The organism is Pseudomonas fluorescens, from assembly GCF_000802965.1.
Lineage (GTDB): Bacteria > Pseudomonadota > Gammaproteobacteria > Pseudomonadales > Pseudomonadaceae > Aquipseudomonas > Aquipseudomonas fluorescens_A.
Window position 1 is genome coordinate 39,744 of sequence record NZ_JSAK01000014.1, and the last position, 16,078, is coordinate 55,821.

General features: G+C 60.0%; 14 protein-coding genes. 10 read left to right on the forward strand and 4 right to left on the reverse strand.

Annotated elements, in window-relative coordinates; translation table 11 throughout:
- The first annotated feature begins 31 nt into the window (after positions 1-31).
- From NL64_RS12050 to NL64_RS12065, 4 genes are read left to right on the forward strand one after another with little or no spacing between them, the layout of a single operon-like run.
- The gene (locus tag NL64_RS12050) at positions 32-1,042 is read left to right on the forward strand and encodes an ABC transporter permease subunit (protein WP_034148303.1); all 1,011 of its coding nucleotides are present in this window, start codon (positions 32-34) and stop codon (positions 1,040-1,042) included.
- Positions 1,043-1,053: 11 nt separating this feature from the next.
- Positions 1,054-1,980 carry an ABC transporter permease subunit gene (locus NL64_RS12055; RefSeq protein WP_034148304.1) on the forward strand — a complete coding sequence of 309 codons (927 nt, stop codon included), beginning with the start codon at positions 1,054-1,056 and terminating at the stop codon, positions 1,978-1,980.
- 10 nt (positions 1,981-1,990) lie between these two features.
- The gene (locus NL64_RS12060) at positions 1,991-2,959 is read left to right on the forward strand and encodes an ABC transporter ATP-binding protein (RefSeq protein WP_034148305.1); all 969 of its coding nucleotides are present in this window, start codon (positions 1,991-1,993) and stop codon (positions 2,957-2,959) included.
- Positions 2,959-3,930: a peptide ABC transporter ATP-binding protein gene (locus tag NL64_RS12065; protein WP_034148306.1), complete on the forward strand. Its 972-nt coding sequence runs from the start codon at positions 2,959-2,961 to the stop codon at positions 3,928-3,930. The genes NL64_RS12060 and NL64_RS12065 overlap by 1 nt, the downstream gene beginning before the upstream one ends.
- A gap of 183 nt (positions 3,931-4,113) precedes the next feature.
- Here NL64_RS12065 and NL64_RS12070 read toward each other — a convergent pair whose 3' ends face one another.
- Together NL64_RS12070 and NL64_RS12075 are read right to left on the reverse strand one after the other, a co-directional pair.
- Complete coding sequence (locus NL64_RS12070) at positions 4,114-4,362, reverse strand: hypothetical protein (RefSeq protein ID WP_034148307.1); 249 nt, start codon at positions 4,360-4,362, stop codon at positions 4,114-4,116.
- A gap of 292 nt (positions 4,363-4,654) precedes the next feature.
- Positions 4,655-6,238: a peptide chain release factor 3 gene (locus NL64_RS12075; RefSeq protein ID WP_034148308.1), complete on the reverse strand. Its 1,584-nt coding sequence runs from the start codon at positions 6,236-6,238 to the stop codon at positions 4,655-4,657.
- A 471-nt stretch (positions 6,239-6,709) separates the two neighbouring features.
- On the opposite strand from NL64_RS12075, the gene NL64_RS12080 reads away from it, so the two are divergent.
- From NL64_RS12080 to NL64_RS12100, 5 genes are all read left to right on the forward strand, one after another.
- Positions 6,710-7,399 carry an ABC transporter permease gene (locus NL64_RS12080; protein ID WP_172668668.1) on the forward strand — a complete coding sequence of 230 codons (690 nt, stop codon included), beginning with the start codon at positions 6,710-6,712 and terminating at the stop codon, positions 7,397-7,399.
- A gap of 20 nt (positions 7,400-7,419) precedes the next feature.
- Positions 7,420-8,313, forward strand: a complete 894-nt coding sequence (locus NL64_RS12085) for a glycine betaine ABC transporter substrate-binding protein (RefSeq protein WP_034148310.1) — start codon at positions 7,420-7,422, stop codon at positions 8,311-8,313.
- Positions 8,314-8,325: 12 nt separating this feature from the next.
- On the forward strand, positions 8,326-8,979 hold the full coding sequence (locus NL64_RS12090; protein ID WP_034148311.1) for an ABC transporter permease: 654 nt from the start codon (positions 8,326-8,328) through the stop codon (positions 8,977-8,979).
- Positions 8,976-10,133: an osmoprotectant ABC transporter ATP-binding protein OsmV gene (locus NL64_RS12095; protein ID WP_034148312.1), complete on the forward strand. Its 1,158-nt coding sequence runs from the start codon at positions 8,976-8,978 to the stop codon at positions 10,131-10,133. The genes NL64_RS12090 and NL64_RS12095 overlap by 4 nt, the downstream gene beginning before the upstream one ends.
- Before the next feature lie 456 nt (positions 10,134-10,589).
- A complete protein-coding gene (locus NL64_RS12100; protein WP_034148313.1) occupies positions 10,590-11,753 on the forward strand; it encodes a type III PLP-dependent enzyme in 1,164 nt (387 codons plus the stop codon).
- Positions 11,754-12,003: 250 nt separating this feature from the next.
- Here the strand turns inward: NL64_RS12100 and NL64_RS12105 are convergent, their stop codons facing one another.
- Together NL64_RS12105 and NL64_RS12110 are read right to left on the reverse strand one after the other, a co-directional pair.
- The gene (locus tag NL64_RS12105) at positions 12,004-12,762 is read right to left on the reverse strand and encodes a tetratricopeptide repeat protein (RefSeq protein ID WP_034148314.1); all 759 of its coding nucleotides are present in this window, start codon (positions 12,760-12,762) and stop codon (positions 12,004-12,006) included.
- A complete protein-coding gene (locus tag NL64_RS12110; protein ID WP_034148315.1) occupies positions 12,759-13,439 on the reverse strand; it encodes a Fe2+-dependent dioxygenase in 681 nt (226 codons plus the stop codon). The genes NL64_RS12105 and NL64_RS12110 overlap by 4 nt, the downstream gene beginning before the upstream one ends.
- Positions 13,440-13,646: 207 nt before the next feature.
- Here NL64_RS12110 and NL64_RS12115 point away from each other — a divergent pair, with 207 nt between their 5' ends.
- Positions 13,647-15,977 (forward strand): TonB-dependent receptor, encoded by a 2,331-nt coding sequence (locus tag NL64_RS12115; protein WP_034148316.1) that lies wholly within the window; start codon positions 13,647-13,649, stop codon positions 15,975-15,977.
- Positions 15,978-16,078: the final 101 nt, after the last annotated feature.

A 16,078-nucleotide genomic window follows, 5' to 3' on the forward strand; every position in this document is an offset into this window, starting at 1 on the left:
CGCCTAACCGGCTGATGAGGTACAACACACGATGTTTAGTTTTATTGCCCGCCGACTGGGGTTACTGATCCCTACGTTCTTCGGCATCACCTTGCTGACTTTCGCGTTGATTCGCATGATCCCAGGCGACCCCGTGGAAGTCATGATGGGAGAACGCAGGGTTGACCCTGAAATGCACGCTCAGGCAATGGAACGCCTAGGTCTGAACAAACCCCTGTATGCCCAGTACCTGGATTACATCGGCAAACTGGCCCACGGCGATCTCGGGGAATCCCTGCGTACCCGTGAAAGCGTCTGGAGCGAGTTCACCTCCCTCTTCCCCGCGACCCTGGAACTGTCCATGGCCGCGCTGTTGTTCGCCGGCATCCTGGGCCTTCTGGCCGGGGTGATCGCGGCACTCAAGCGAGGATCCCTGTTCGACCACGGGGTGATGGGCATCTCCCTCGCGGGGTACTCGATGCCGATCTTCTGGTGGGGCCTGATTCTGATCATGTTCTTCTCGGTATCCCTGGGCTGGACCCCGGTATCCGGGCGGATCGACCTGCTCTATGACATCGAGCCACGCACCGGTTTCATGCTGATCGATACGCTGCTGGCCGATGATGTCGGAGCGTTCGTCGATGCCCTGCATCACTTGATCCTGCCGGCCATCGTACTCGGCACCATCCCGCTGGCGGTGATCGCGCGGATGACCCGTTCGTCGATGCTCGAAGTGCTGCGTGAGGACTATATCCGTACCGCCCGCGCCAAAGGCCTTTCGCCGTCGCGCGTGGTGTTCGTGCATGGTCTGCGTAACGCGCTGATTCCGGTCCTGACCGTAGTCGGTCTGCAAGTCGGCACCCTGCTGGCCGGTGCGGTCCTGACCGAAACCATCTTCTCGTGGCCGGGCATCGGCAAATGGCTGATCGAAGCCATTGGCGCCCGGGACTATCCGGTTGTGCAAAACGGCATCCTGTTAATCGCCTGCCTGGTGATTCTGGTCAACTTCGTAGTGGACATCCTCTACGGCTTTGCCAACCCACGCATCCGTCATCAGCGCTGAGGTCATTACCCATGAGCACTCCAACATCCTCAGTAGCCACCGCCGCGTCCGCCGTGGATCAAAGCCTGCTGTACCCGTCGCCGTACAAAGAATTCTGGCAAGCGTTCTCCAAGAACAAGGGCGCCGTTGCCGGCCTGTTGTTCATGCTGCTGGTGATTTTCTGCGCCATCTTCGCCCCGTGGGTCGCACCCCATGACCCGAGCGAGCAATACCGTGATTTCCTGCTGACCCCGCCAGCCTGGCTGGAAGGTGGGCAGATACAATTCCTGCTCGGTACCGATGAACTGGGTCGTGACTTGCTGTCGCGCCTGATCCAGGGCTCGCGCCTGTCGTTGCTGATCGGCCTGTCGTCGGTGGTGATGTCGCTGATCCCGGGGATCCTGCTGGGTCTGTTCGCCGGGTTCTTCCCGCGCGTGCTCGGCCCGACCATCATGCGCCTGATGGACATCATGCTGGCCTTGCCGTCCCTGCTGCTGGCCGTGGCGATTGTCGCCATCCTCGGCCCTGGCCTGATCAACACCGTAATCGCGATCGCCGTGGTGTCCCTGCCGTCCTACGTTCGTCTGACCCGCGCCGCGGTGATGGGCGAGTTGAACCGCGACTACGTGACCGCCGCGCGCCTGGCCGGTGCCGGCCTGCCACGTCTGATGTTCGTGACCGTGTTGCCTAACTGCATGGCACCACTGATCGTTCAGGCAACCCTGAGCTTCTCCTCGGCGATTCTCGATGCCGCCGCACTGGGCTTCCTCGGCCTTGGCGTACAACCGCCAACCCCTGAGTGGGGCACCATGCTGGCCTCGGCCCGCGACTACATCGAACGCGCCTGGTGGGTAGTCAGTCTGCCTGGCTTGACCATTTTGCTCAGCGTGCTGGCAATCAACTTGATGGGTGACGGCCTGCGCGATGCGCTGGACCCGAAACTCAAGAACGCCGCCTGAGGAGATTCCAATGTCACTGTTAGAAATCAAGAATCTCAACGTTCGCTTCGGCGACAAAAACGCTACGCCTGTGGTCGACGGCCTCGACCTGAAAGTCGACAAAGGCGAAGTGCTGGCCATCGTTGGCGAGTCGGGTTCGGGTAAATCCGTGACCATGATGGCGCTGATGGGCCTGATCGAGCATCCCGGCATCGTCACCGCCGACTCGCTCAGCTTCGACGGCAAGGACATGCTCAAGCTCAGCAACCGTCAGCGTCGGCAAATCGTCGGCAAAGACCTGTCGATGGTCTTCCAGGACCCGATGACCGCGCTCAACCCGAGCTACACCGTCGGTTTCCAGATCGAAGAAGTGCTGCGCCTGCACCTGAAAATGTCCGGCAAAGCTGCGCGCAAGCGTGCCATCGAACTGCTGGAAAAAGTTGAGATCCCGGGCGCGTCCAGTCGCATGGACGCCTACCCGCATCAACTGTCTGGCGGTATGAGTCAGCGTGTCGCAATCGCCATGGCGATTGCCGGCGAGCCGAAACTGCTGATCGCCGACGAACCGACCACAGCGCTGGACGTGACGATTCAGGCACAGATCATGGACCTGCTGCTGGCGTTGCAGAAAGAGCAGAACATGGGCCTGGTGCTGATCACCCACGACCTTGCGGTCGTGGCCGAAACTGCCCAGCGCGTGTGCGTGATGTATGCCGGCCAAGCCGTCGAAGTCGGTCAGGTTCCGCAACTGTTCGACATCCCCGCGCACCCGTACAGCGAAGCGCTGCTCAAGGCGATTCCGGAACACAGCCTCGGCGCCTCACGCCTGTCGACCCTGCCAGGCATCGTGCCGGGCCGCTACGACCGGCCGCAGGGTTGCCTGCTGTCGCCGCGCTGCCCGTACGTGCAGGAAAACTGCCGCACGCAGCGCCCAGCCCTTGACCCGAAAAGCAACAGCCTCGCCCGCTGCTTCTACCCGCTGAACCAGGAGGTGGCGTAATGGCCGTCGTTCTTACCGCCCGCGACCTGACCCGTCACTACGAAGTGTCCCGTGGCCTGTTCAAGGGTCACGCCACCGTGCGCGCCCTCAACGGCGTGTCGTTCGAGCTGGAAGCCGGCAAGACCCTCGCGGTTGTAGGCGAATCCGGTTGCGGCAAATCCACCCTGGCCCGCGCCCTGACGCTGATCGAAGAGCCATCCTCGGGCTCCTTGAAAATCGCCGGCCAGGAAGTCGCCGGTGCCGACAAGGCCCAGCGCAAGCAACTGCGCAAAGACGTGCAGATGGTGTTCCAGAGCCCGTACGCTTCGTTGAACCCACGGCAGAAAGTCGGTGATCAGCTGGCCGAACCGCTGCTGATCAACACCAACCTGTCCGCCTCGGAACGCCGCGAGAAAGTCCAGGCGATGATGAAGCAGGTGGGCTTGCGTCCCGAGCACTACCAGCGTTATCCGCACATGTTCTCCGGCGGTCAGCGCCAACGGATCGCCCTCGCCCGCGCCATGATGCTGCAACCGAAAGTGCTGGTGGCGGACGAACCGACCTCGGCGCTGGACGTGTCGATCCAGGCGCAGGTGTTGAACCTGTTCATGGACCTGCAGCAAGAGTTCAACACCGCCTACGTGTTCATCTCGCACAACCTGGCGGTGGTGCGTCACGTGGCTGACCACGTGATGGTGATGTACCTCGGTCGTCCGGTGGAAATGGGCCCGAAAGAGGACATCTACACTCGCCCTCTGCACCCGTATACCCAGGCGCTATTGTCGGCGACTCCGACCATCCACCCGGACCCGGACAAACCGAAAATCAAGATCGTCGGCGAACTGCCCAACCCGCTGAACCCACCGTCCGGCTGCGCGTTCCACAAGCGCTGCCCGTACGCGACCGAGCGTTGCAGCACTGAAGAGCCGGCCCTGCGCCTGCTCGACAGCCGCCAAGTGGCCTGCCACTACGCCGAGCAGTTCCTCGGTTAAAAGCGTCCACAAAACACTGTGGGAGCGGGCTTGCCCGCGATGACGATGTAACAGCCAACTTCAATTTTGAATGTTACGCAGCTATCGCGGGCAAGCCCGCTCCCACAAGGGTTGAGTGAACCAGCCCCTTCTACTTCGACTGATTATCAGTCGGCGTAAAAGGGGTTTTCCTTTGCCTGTGATTTACGTCTGGCTATCGCCTTCGTCGGCATCCGGATCATCGGTGGTCGAGTCGTCGTCACCCTCAGCCCCGCCCTGCCCCTTGTCGCCCGGTTCCGATTCGGACCTGGCAATCATCAGATCACCCTGCCCCGACTGCCCGCTCGAAGCCTGAGTCTCATGTTGCTCACACTCAGCCCAGACCGCCGAGCTGCCGAGCGTCAACATCACCAACACCTTCATCATCAGTAAAACGCGTAACAATCTGTTCATGGCCGAATCCATCCTTTCGAAGAGTGCCTGTCTGGCGCTGAATGAAATCTAGTTCCGATCAGCGGGGTTCTCCAGATAGGACGCTAATGATGGGAGGGAAATGCCATGGATGTAGAGACTGGTTTTGAATAACCGTTATGCCGAAAAGATAAAAAGATCGCAGTCTGCGGCAGCTCCTACAGAGATTGTGTAGGAGCTGCCGAAGGCTCGGGCCGCGTTCGGACGATCTTTTGATCTTCAAAAAAAAAGCGAAGCCCGAAGCTTCGCTTTTCTGTACCCGAACACTTGATGCTTAGTGATGCTCACGCGTCGCACGGAATTTCACGTCCGGCCAGCGCTCTTCCATCAACGCCAGGTTGACCCGGGTCGGTGCGAGGTAGGTCAGGTGACCGCCGCCGTCCAGTGCCAGGTTTTCCACCGCCTTGTTGGAGAATTCCTCGAGTTTCTTCTTGTCGTCGCACTCGATCCAGCGCGCGGAATAGACGGTGATCGGCTCGTAGGAGCACTCGACCTTGTATTCCTCTTTGAGGCGGCTCGCGACCACATCGAACTGCAGCACACCAACGGCGCCGAGGATGATGTCGTTGCTGCGTTCCGGGAAGAACACCTGGGTCGCGCCTTCTTCGGCGAGTTGCTGCAGGCCCTGACGCAGTTGCTTGGATTTCAGCGGATCACGCAGGCGCACGCGACGGAACAGTTCCGGGGCGAAGTGCGGGATGCCGGTGAAGCCCAGGACTTCGCCTTCGCTGAAGGTGTCGCCGATCTGGATGGTGCCGTGGTTGTGCAGGCCGATGATGTCGCCGGCGAAGGCTTCTTCCAGTTGCTCACGCTCGGAGGAGAAGAACGTCAGCGCGTCGCCGATCCGCACGTCCTTGCCGGTGCGCACGTGGCGCATCTTCATGCCTTTTTCGTACTTGCCGGAGCAGATACGCATGAAGGCGATGCGGTCGCGGTGTTTCGGGTCCATGTTCGCCTGGATCTTGAAGATGAAGCCCGAGAACTTCTCTTCCACCGGCTCCACGGTGCGCTCGTTAGCCACGCGTGCCAGTGGGCGCGGCGCCCAGTCGACAACGGCGTCGAGTACGTGATCGACACCGAAGTTGCCCAGTGCCGTACCGAAGAACACCGGGGTCAGTTGACCGTCGAGGAATTCCTGCTGGTTGAACTCGTGGCAGGCACCCTGCACCAGTTCCAGCTGTTCGATGAAACGCTCGTACTCGTCACCCAAGTGCGCGCGCGCTTCATCGGAGTCCAGCTTCTCGATGATCTTGGTTTCGGTGCGCTCGTGGCCGTGACCGGCGGTGTAGACGATGATGTAGTCGTCGGCGAGGTGATACACGCCTTTGAAATCGCGGTAGCAACCGATCGGCCAGGTGATCGGCGCGGCCTTGATCTTCAGGACCGCTTCAATTTCGTCGAGCAGTTCGATCGGGTCGCGGATGTCACGGTCGAGTTTGTTGATGAAGCTGACGATCGGCGTGTCACGCAGACGGCAGACGTCCATCAGGGCGATGGTCCGTGGCTCAACACCTTTACCGCCGTCGAGAACCATCAACGCCGAGTCCACCGCCGTCAGGGTGCGGTAGGTATCTTCGGAGAAGTCTTCGTGGCCCGGGGTGTCGAGCAGGTTGATCATATGCTCGCGATACGGGAACTGCATGACCGACGTGGTAATGGAAATACCACGTTGTTTTTCCATTTCCATCCAGTCGGAGGTGGCATGGCGGTCGGATTTACGAGATTTCACCGTGCCGGCTACCGCAATCGCCTTGCCCATCAGCAAGAGCTTCTCGGTGATGGTGGTCTTACCGGCATCGGGGTGGGAAATAATGGCGAAAGTGCGGCGTTTCGCGACTTCGGCGGCCTGTTTGGTCATGGGAAATCGCCTGGCAGGTGATTCAAAAAAGGGCGGCGAGTATAGCGCAAAGCGACCGTCCCGGACCACCGCGGCGACCAATAGACCCCTTCGTAGGAGCCGGCTTGCTGGCGATAACATCACCTCGGTGTATCTGGCAGACCACGGGAATGCTATCGCCCGCAAGCCGGCTCCTACGGGGACGCAATTGGTAATCAAGGGTGGCCAAAGGCTGCTAATTATGGAACCTTTTAAAAGGTGGAGGCGTCCACTCCCCTGCTACGACCACTCGTCAGGGGCTGAAAAATCAGCAAGTTAGCCTGACGAGGCTGCGCTTATGGCTCGATCTCATGCGGTTTCATCAGCATGAAGAGCTGCTTCTCGCGAACGTTTCGATCCCGGCAGCCATGTATGGCACTGCCACACGGGACTGCGTTCGCCGACAAAGAAAAAAGGAGTCCGCCTGTGGCTATTCGCTATGGCAAAGGGCTGATGGGAGGCGCGCTGGTAATCGCCCTCCTGGCCCTGCTGATCCACTGGATCGGCATCAACACGATCGAACACTACCGCGACGATTTGTTGTTTTACCTGCAAGCTCATCTGATTCTCGTCCTCGCTTCCATGCTGGCCGCCCTTGTCGTGGGCATTCCCGCCGGCATCTTCCTCAGCCGTCCGACCCGGGTCGACCGTGCTGAACGCTTCATGCAAATCTTCAACATCGGCAACACCATTCCACCGCTGGCCGTGCTGGCCATCGCCCTGGGCATTCTCGGGATCGGCAGCGGCCCGGCGATTTTCGCCCTGTTCCTCGCCTCTTTGTTGCCCATTGTGCGCAACACCTATGAAGGTCTGAAAAACGTCCAGGGCTCGCTCAAGGAAGCCGCCGTCGGCATCGGCATGACCCCGCGCCAGGTGCTGTGGAAAGTCGAATTGCCCAACGCCGTGCCGATCATCATCGGTGGCGTGCGCGTCGCACTGGCGATCAACGTCGGCACGGCGCCGCTGGCGTTCCTGATCGGCGCCAACAGTCTCGGCAGCCTGATTTTCCCCGGCATCGCCCTGAACAATCAGCCGCAACTATTGCTCGGCGCGGCCTGCACGGCGCTGCTGGCCTTGTTGCTGGACGGCCTGGTGACGATCGCCAGCCGCCTCTGGCTCGAACGCGGCTTGCGCCCGTCTTAAGCCTCGGCAAAGGAATACTCATGAAGACATCAAGCTTTTTACTGGGCTGCGTCCTGCTGTTCGCAGGATTTGCCCAAGCCGCCGAAAAACCGGTAATCCGCATCGGCGCCCGGGTGTTCACCGAACAAACCCTGCTGGCGGAAATCACCTCGCAATACCTGCGTGCCAAGGGCTACGACGCCCAAGTGACCGGCGGACTCGGCAGTAACCTGGCCCGTAGCGCTCATGAGAGCGGCCAACTGGACATGCTCTGGGAATACACCGGCGTATCGCTGGTGGCCTACAACCATGTGACGGAAAAACTCGACAGCGAACAGTCCTACGCCCGGGTGAAAGAACTCGACGCGAAGAAAGGACTGGTCTGGCTCACCCCGTCGAAATTCAGCAACACCTACGCACTCGCCCTGCCGAAAAACGTCGCTGACCAATACCCACAGATCAACAACATCAGCGATCTGAACAGAGTGCTGCGCGACGAGGCCAAGACCAACAACCTGGTGGCCTTGGACACCGAGTTCGCCAACCGCTCCGACGGTCTCGACGGCATGGTCAAGCTCTACGACATGAACCTGACCCGCAAAAACATCCGTCAGATGGACGCCGGGCTGGTCTACACAGCGCTGCGCAACGGCCAGGTGTTTGCCGGTCTGGTCTACACCACTGACGGTCGCCTCAACGCCTTCAAACTCAAGCTGCTGGAAGACGACAAGTACTACTTCCCGGACTACACCGCCGCTCCCGTGGTGCGTCAGGCCTACCTCGATGCACACCCGCAATTGGCGGAACAGCTCAAGCCCCTGGCGGAACTGTTCGACGACGAGACCATGCGCCAGCTCAATGCGCGGGTCGATGTCGATCACGAAAGCCCTTCATCCGTTGCCGCAGATTTCCTGCGCCAGCATCCAATCAAGTAAGGAGGAAAAGTCATGGAATTTCTCAACGCCTTTTCCCACCTCGACTGGCAGCAGGTAATACACCTGACCTGGCAGCACATCACCCTGGTCGGCATCGCGGTGACGCTGGCGATTGTGGTCGGCGTGCCGCTGGGCATCCTGATGACGCGCTTTCCGGCCCTCGCCGGCCCCTTGCAGGCCAGCGCCACGGTGCTGCTGACCGTGCCATCGATTGCGCTGTTCGGCCTGCTGCTGCCGTTCTATTCCAAGTTCGGTCAGGGCCTTGGCCCCATGCCGGCGATCACCGCTGTGTTCCTCTACTCGCTGCTGCCGATCATGCGTAACACCTACCTCGCGTTGACCGGCGTCGAACCGGGCATACGCGAAGCCGCACGCGGCATCGGCATGACCTTCGGCCAGCGCCTGCGCATGGTCGAACTGCCCATCGCCGTGCCGGTGATCCTCGCCGGTGTGCGCACCGCCGTGGTGATGAACATCGGCGTCATGACCATCGCCGCGACCATCGGCGCCGGTGGTCTGGGCGTGCTCATCCTCGCTTCCATCAGCCGCAGCGACATGTCGATGCTGATCGTCGGCGCCGTGCTGGTCAGTCTTCTGGCCATCTTCGCTGACCTGCTTCTGCAATGGCTGCAACGTTCGCTGACTCCAAAAGGACTGCTCAAATGATCGAACTTCAAAACCTCAGCAAGACCTTCCAAAGCAACGGCAAAGATGTGAAAGCCGTGGACTCGGTGAGCCTGACCGTCAATGAAGGCGAAATCTGCGTGTTCCTCGGGCCATCGGGTTGCGGCAAAAGCACCACGCTGAAAATGATCAACCGCCTGATCAAGCCGACCTCGGGCAAGATCCTGATCAACGGCGAAGACACCACCGGCCTCGACGAAGTGACCCTGCGGCGCAACATCGGTTATGTGATCCAGCAGATCGGCCTGTTCCCGAACATGACCATCGAGGAAAACATCACCGTGGTCCCGCGCCTGCTGGGCTGGGACAAACAGAAATGCCACGACCGCGCCCGCGAGTTGATGAGCATGATCAAGCTTGAGCCCAAGCAGTACCTGCATCGCTATCCGCGGGAATTGTCCGGTGGCCAGCAGCAACGGATCGGCGTGATTCGGGCGCTGGCAGCGGATGCACCGCTGCTGTTGATGGACGAACCGTTCGGCGCGGTCGACCCGATCAACCGCGAGATGATCCAGAACGAGTTTTTCGAGATGCAGCGGGCGCTGAACAAGACCGTGATCATGGTCAGCCACGACATCGACGAAGCCATCAAGCTGGGCGACAAGATCGCGATCTTCCGCGCCGGCAAGCTGCTGCAGATCGACCATCCAGACACCTTGCTCGCGCATCCGGCGGACGACTTTGTCAGTAACTTCGTCGGCCAGGACAGCACGTTGAAACGCCTGTTGCTGGTGAAGGCCGAAGACGCAGCGGACAACGCGCCGTCCGTCAGTCCGGAAACCCCGGTAGCCGATGCTTTGGAATTGATGGATGAGCACGACCGCCGCTACGTGGTGGTGACCTGCACCGAGAACAAGGCGCTGGGCTACGTGCGCCGCCGCGACCTGCACCGTCAGACCGGCACTTGCGGGCAATACCTGCGCGAGTTCAATGCCACGGCGGCCTACGACGAGCATTTGCGCATCCTGTTGTCGCGGATGTACGAGTTCAATCGCTCGTGGTTGCCGGTGATGGATGCGGAGCGGGTGTTCCTTGGGGAAGTGACCCAGGAATCGATTGCTGAGTATTTGAGCTCGGGCAAGTCCCGTGGCGGCAAGACCAGCATCGTTTCCCCAGCTGAGACTGCCATCGCCTGACCTGACCCTGTGGCGAGGGAGCTTGCTCCCGCTCGGTTGCGCAGCAGCCGCAAATTTGGGGCCGCTGCGCGGCCCAGCGGGAGCAAGCTCCCTCGCCACAAAGGCAATACAAATCCCGCCAAAACTCTCCATCCGGGGAACATCACACCGTCACACAGGTCGGTTACATCAGTAGCTGTCAGGGACCACACGACGGAAGCGTGCAAAAACGCGACATTTTTTGTTGATCTCAAGCCCCTCACGCCCTAAAGTTCGCGCCGAACGTCCATGCTGGAAACGATCCATCCGGCTCAAGTACTGACGACGAGACAGCAAGGCCAAGGGAAAGCTGCACTTCCCATGGCCTTTTTGCTTTCGGCGACATGCCTTGGGAAGTAGGCGAACCAAAGTGGGGATACGGAGGACGTTCATTTGCACCCATTGATTATTAACGTTTGCCAGTAGGAGCTCCCAGGTATGTCGATCCAGGTCGAAGACTATTTCGCGCGTGAAACCTTCCAGAAAATGAAGGCGTTCGCCGACAAGCAAGAAACCCCGTTCGTGGTGATCGACACCGCGATGATCAGCCAGGCCTATGACGACCTGCGCGCCGGTTTCGAATTCGCCAAGGTCTACTACGCGGTCAAGGCCAACCCGGCCGTGGAAATTATCGACCTGCTCAAAGAGAAAGGCTCGAGCTTCGACATCGCCTCGATCTACGAGCTGGACAAAGTGCTGGGCCGCGGCGTCAGCGCCGACCGGATCAGCTACGGCAACACCATCAAGAAATCCAAGGACATCCGCTACTTCTACGAGAAGGGCGTGCGCCTGTATGCCACCGACTCCGAAGCCGACCTGCGCAACATCGCCAAGGCTGCGCCGGGCGCGAAAGTCTACGTACGCATCCTGACCGAAGGCTCGACCACCGCTGACTGGCCGTTGTCGCGCAAATTCGGCTGCCAGACCGACATGGCCATGGACCTGCTGATCCTCGCTCGCGACCTGGGCCTGGTGCCGTACGGCATCTCGTTCCACGTGGGTTCGCAACAGCGCGACATCAGCGTCTGGGACGCGGCGATCGCCAAGGTCAAAGTGATTTTCGAGCGTCTGAAAGAAGAAGACGGCATCGAGCTGAAACTGATCAACATGGGCGGTGGCTTCCCGGCCAACTACATCACCCGTACCAACAGCCTGGAAACCTACGCTGAAGAAATCATCCGTTTCCTCAAGGAAGACTTCGGTGACGACTTGCCGGAAATCATCCTGGAGCCAGGCCGTTCGTTGATCGCCAACGCCGGCATCCTGGTCAGTGAAGTGGTGCTGGTCGCGCGTAAATCCCGTACCGCCGTTGAGCGTTGGGTGTACACGGATGTGGGCAAGTTCTCCGGCCTGATCGAAACCATGGACGAAGCCATCAAGTTCCCGATCTGGACCGAAAAGAAAGGCGAGATGGAAGAAGTCGTGATCGCCGGCCCAACCTGCGACAGCGCCGACATCATGTACGAAAACTACAAGTACGGCCTGCCACTGAACCTGGCCATCGGTGATCGCCTGTACTGGCTGTCGACCGGTGCGTACACCACCAGCTACAGCGCGGTTGAGTTCAATGGCTTCCCGCCGCTGAAGTCGTTCTACGTGTAAGAGCAGCCACAAGCTGCAAGTAAAAAGCCCATGACGAGTCATGGGCTTTTTTGTGGCTGATTACAATCCTGTAGGAGCCGGCTTGCTGGCGATCAACGGTCACGCGGTGTATCTGGTTGACCGGAGCGCCTGGATCGCCAGCAAGCCGGCTCCTACAGAAGTTCGAATGCCTGTACACCATCCCCCTGTAGGCGCTGCCGCAGGCTGCGATCTTTTGATCTTGCTTTTAAAAGATCGCAGCCTGCGGCCGCTACAGGGTCGACGTGAGTTCGGTGCAGCGGCGGTGGTAATCGTTCGCCAGCATTTGAATACGTGGGTCGGTGGCGCTCTTTAGCGCCTCGCTCGCCACCCGCAGGAAATTAAGATTTCCGGCGACCAACGCCTTGCGCAGCCAGTCCAACGCGCCATCGACATTGCCTTCATCAGCCAACACCGCCGCAAAGCTGAACTGCCCACGAAAGTCCCCGCCCTCGGCGGAACGCCGATACCAGTCACGGGCGGCTGCCGGATCTGCCGGGCAAACGCGCCCTTCTTCCAGATATCGGCCCAGCAGGTTCATCGATTTCGCATGGCCCATGTCGGCGGCCTGTTGATAAAAACTCAATGCCTTGAGCTGATCCTCAACCACTCCGCGCCCGGTCGCCAACAGGTTGGCGTAGTTGTACATCGCCCAATCCAGCCCAGCCTCGGCTGCAACCTGATAATGCCGTGCGGCCAGCGCAGCATCGGCCTCACACCCCCACCCATGCTCATGGCAACGCCCCAGCATGTTGCGCGCCATCAAATGCCCGCGCCGCGCCGCGATGTCGAACCAGCGCACCGCCAGCAGCTGATCCTGAGCGATGCCCTGCCCGTCCAGCAGAATCTGCCCGAGTAGCGCCTGCGCATCGAGAACGTCCTCGCGCGCGGCCATCAGAATCGCCTGGGCGGCACGGGCCGGGCTTTCTTCGAGCATGGATTTGAGCGCATCGCCGTCAAGGACTTCCTCGCGTCGCAATTGAAAACTCATACCTCGACCCAGCGGCGCAACAGATTGTGATAGGTGCCCGTCAGGCGGATCAGCGAAGGGTGATCCGGCACATCCTGCGTCAGTTGCCGGATCGCGCCGTCCATCTCGAACAGCAAGGCGCGCTGACTGTCTTCGCGCACCAGGCTTTGGGTCCAGAAAAACGAGGCGTAGCGCGTCCCGCGAGTGACCGCGTTGACCTTGTGCAGGCTGGTGCCGGGGTAAAGAACCATGTCACCGGCCGGCAGCTTCACGCGCTGGGTGCCGTAGGTGTCCTGGATTTCCAGCTCACCGCCGTCGTAATCCTCCGGCTCACTGAAAAACAAGGTAGCCGACAGATCGGTGCGCACCCGCTCCATACTGCCCTTGGGCTGACGCACGGCGTTGTCGATGTGGAAGTCGAAACTGCCGCCGGCCGTGTAACAGTTCAGCAGCGGTGGAAAGACTTTGTGAGGTAACGCCGCTGACATGAACTGCGGATTTTTCCACAACCGTTCCAGCATGGCCGCGCCAATCTCCTTGGCCAGCGGATGACCTTCGGGCAATTGCAGATTGTGCTTGGCCTTGGCCGACTGATAACCGGCGGTGATCTTGCCATCGGCCCAATCGGCCTGCTCCAGAGCCTCGCGAACGCGCTGCACTTCTTCTTTATCGAACAAGCCGGGGATGTGCAGCAGCATGGCAGAGACACCTGGGAGCAAAGGGGTGCCAATGGTATTGATTCTTATTGACTGTGTAAAACCCACGGGACGAACGAAACAGCAAAAACCGTAAGGTTAAATTGTAAAGATTGTAAATTCAGTGCGAATAGTAATGTTTCGCAATTGATACGAATACGTGTTTACCCTATATTCCGCGGCCTCAAATCCTTGGGGAGGGGAATTAAAATGTCACGCCAACAAGCACAATTACCTGTCAGTTCACCGCGTTTGCTCGCTTCTGCAATTGGCGTGGCGATCACTGCCGGCTCCGCGGGCCACATGGTTTTCGCGGCTGAAAAGACCGACGAAAAAGCACCGAGCAACACCATCTCCCTCGGTGCCACTGCCATCACCGGCGAAGCTCAGGACGAAACCTCGTACAACGTCGAAAAAGCGTCCTCTCCCAAGTACACCGCACCGCTGGTCGACACACCACGCTCGGTCACCGTTATCCCGCAGCAAGTGCTAAAAGACACTGGCGCGATGAACATGCAGGACGCGCTGCGTACTGTTCCCGGCATCACCTTCGGTGCCGGTGAAGGCGGTAACCCGCAGGGCGACCGTCCATTCATTCGCGGCTTCGATGCCCAGGGCGACACCTATCTCGACGGCGTGCGCGACACCGGTTCGCAGAGCCGCGAGATTTTCGCCGTAGAATCGATCGAAGTCAGCAAAGGCCCGAACTCGGCCATCGGCGGCCGTGGCGCGGCTGGCGGCAGCATCAACCTGGTGAGCAAGAAAGCGCACCTGGGCAACTCGTTCGACGGTGGTTTCACCTGGGGCTCCGATCACACCCAGCGTTACACCCTGGATGGCAACTATCAGTTCACTGACACCGCCGCTGGCCGTCTGAACCTGATGAGCCACGAGAGCAACGTCGCCGGGCGTGACAGCGTCGATTACGATCGCTGGGGCATTGCGCCATCGCTGGCCTTCGGCCTGGGCACAGATACCCGCGTCAACCTCGACTACTACCATCTGGAAAGTAACGACACGCCGGACTCGGGCATTCCGTATTCGATCCCGACCGCTGGCTCCGCTGCCCGTACCAAGTCCAACCCGGACAAGCCTGACGACGGCGGCGACAGCAGCAACTTCTACGGCCTCGATGGCCGCGACTTCCGCAAGGGCCGCACCGATACCGCGACCATCGCCATCGAGCACGACCTGAGCGACGCGCTGACCATCAAGAACACCCTGCGTCATGGCAACAGCATGCAGGACTACATCCTGACCCAGCCGGACGACAGCAAGGGCAACGTCAACAATGGCAGCGTCTGGCGCCGGCCCAACAGCCGTGTCAGCAACACCGAGACCACCACCAACCAGACCGACCTGTTTGGTGACGTGTACATCGCCGGCTTCAAGAACAGCTTCGCCACCGGTATCGAGTTGAGCCGTGAGGAAAGCCAGAAATCCTCGTACACCGTCAACTCCGACACCACTCCACTGACGACGGTGCCGGCTTCGAGCACCAACTGCACCCCGGCGATGATCGGCGCGCCAAGCGGCTACAACTGCACCTCGTTGTCCAACCCGACCCCGAGCGATCCATGGAACGGTGCCATCTCGCGCAACTATGCCGGCACCGACACCACGGGCAAAACCTACGCGCTCTACGTGTTCGACACCCTGACGCTGTCCGAGCAGTGGCTGGTGAACATGGGCCTGCGCTACGACCATTTCGACACCGACTACAAAACCTACAACGCAGCCGGCACCACCACCGCCAAGGGCGATGATGTCAGCGAGTTCGTGACCGGTCAGTTCGGTGTGGTCTACAAGCCGGCGGAAAACGGCAGCATCTATGCGTCCTACGCAACCTCGGCAACGCCACCGGGCGCTACCCTCGGCGAAGGCCAGGATGGCAACCCGCTGGGCGGCACCCCTGATCGCAGCGGCAACCTGCTGAGCAGCGACATGGAGCCGGAAACCACCAAGAACTACGAAATCGGCACCAAGTGGGATCTGCTGAACGATCGCCTGTCGCTGACGGCAGACATCTTCCGCACCGAGAAAGACAACGCTCGTGTGCAAACCAACACCACCACCTACGAAAACGTCGGCAAAACCCGCGTTCAAGGTTTCGAACTGTCGGCCACCGGCAAGCTCACTGACAAATGGCAGGTGTTCGCCGGTTACGCCTACATGGACAGCGAGCAGGTTGATGGCGGCGACCTGCCGGCCAACAAAGCCAACGATGGCAACGAACTGCCGAACACACCGAAAAACAGCGCCAGCCTGTGGACGACTTACCAGGTCACGCCGAAGCTGACCATCGGCGGTGGCGCGTTCTATGTCGACGACGTGTTCGGTAGCGCGGCCAACACCACCATGGTTGATTCCTACGTTCGTTACGATGCGATGGCCGCCTACAAGCTGACCAAAAACGTCGACCTGCAACTGAACGTACAGAACCTGACCGACGAAACCTACTACGACAAAGCCTTCTCGACTCACTTCGCCAACCAGGCGGCGGGCCGTACTGCCTTGCTGAGTACCAACTTCCACTTCTGATGACACAAGCGTGAACACAAACCTGTAGGAGCTGCCGCAGGCTGCGATCTTTTGATCTTGCTTTTAAAAGATCAAAAGATCGCAGCCTGCGGCAGCTCCTA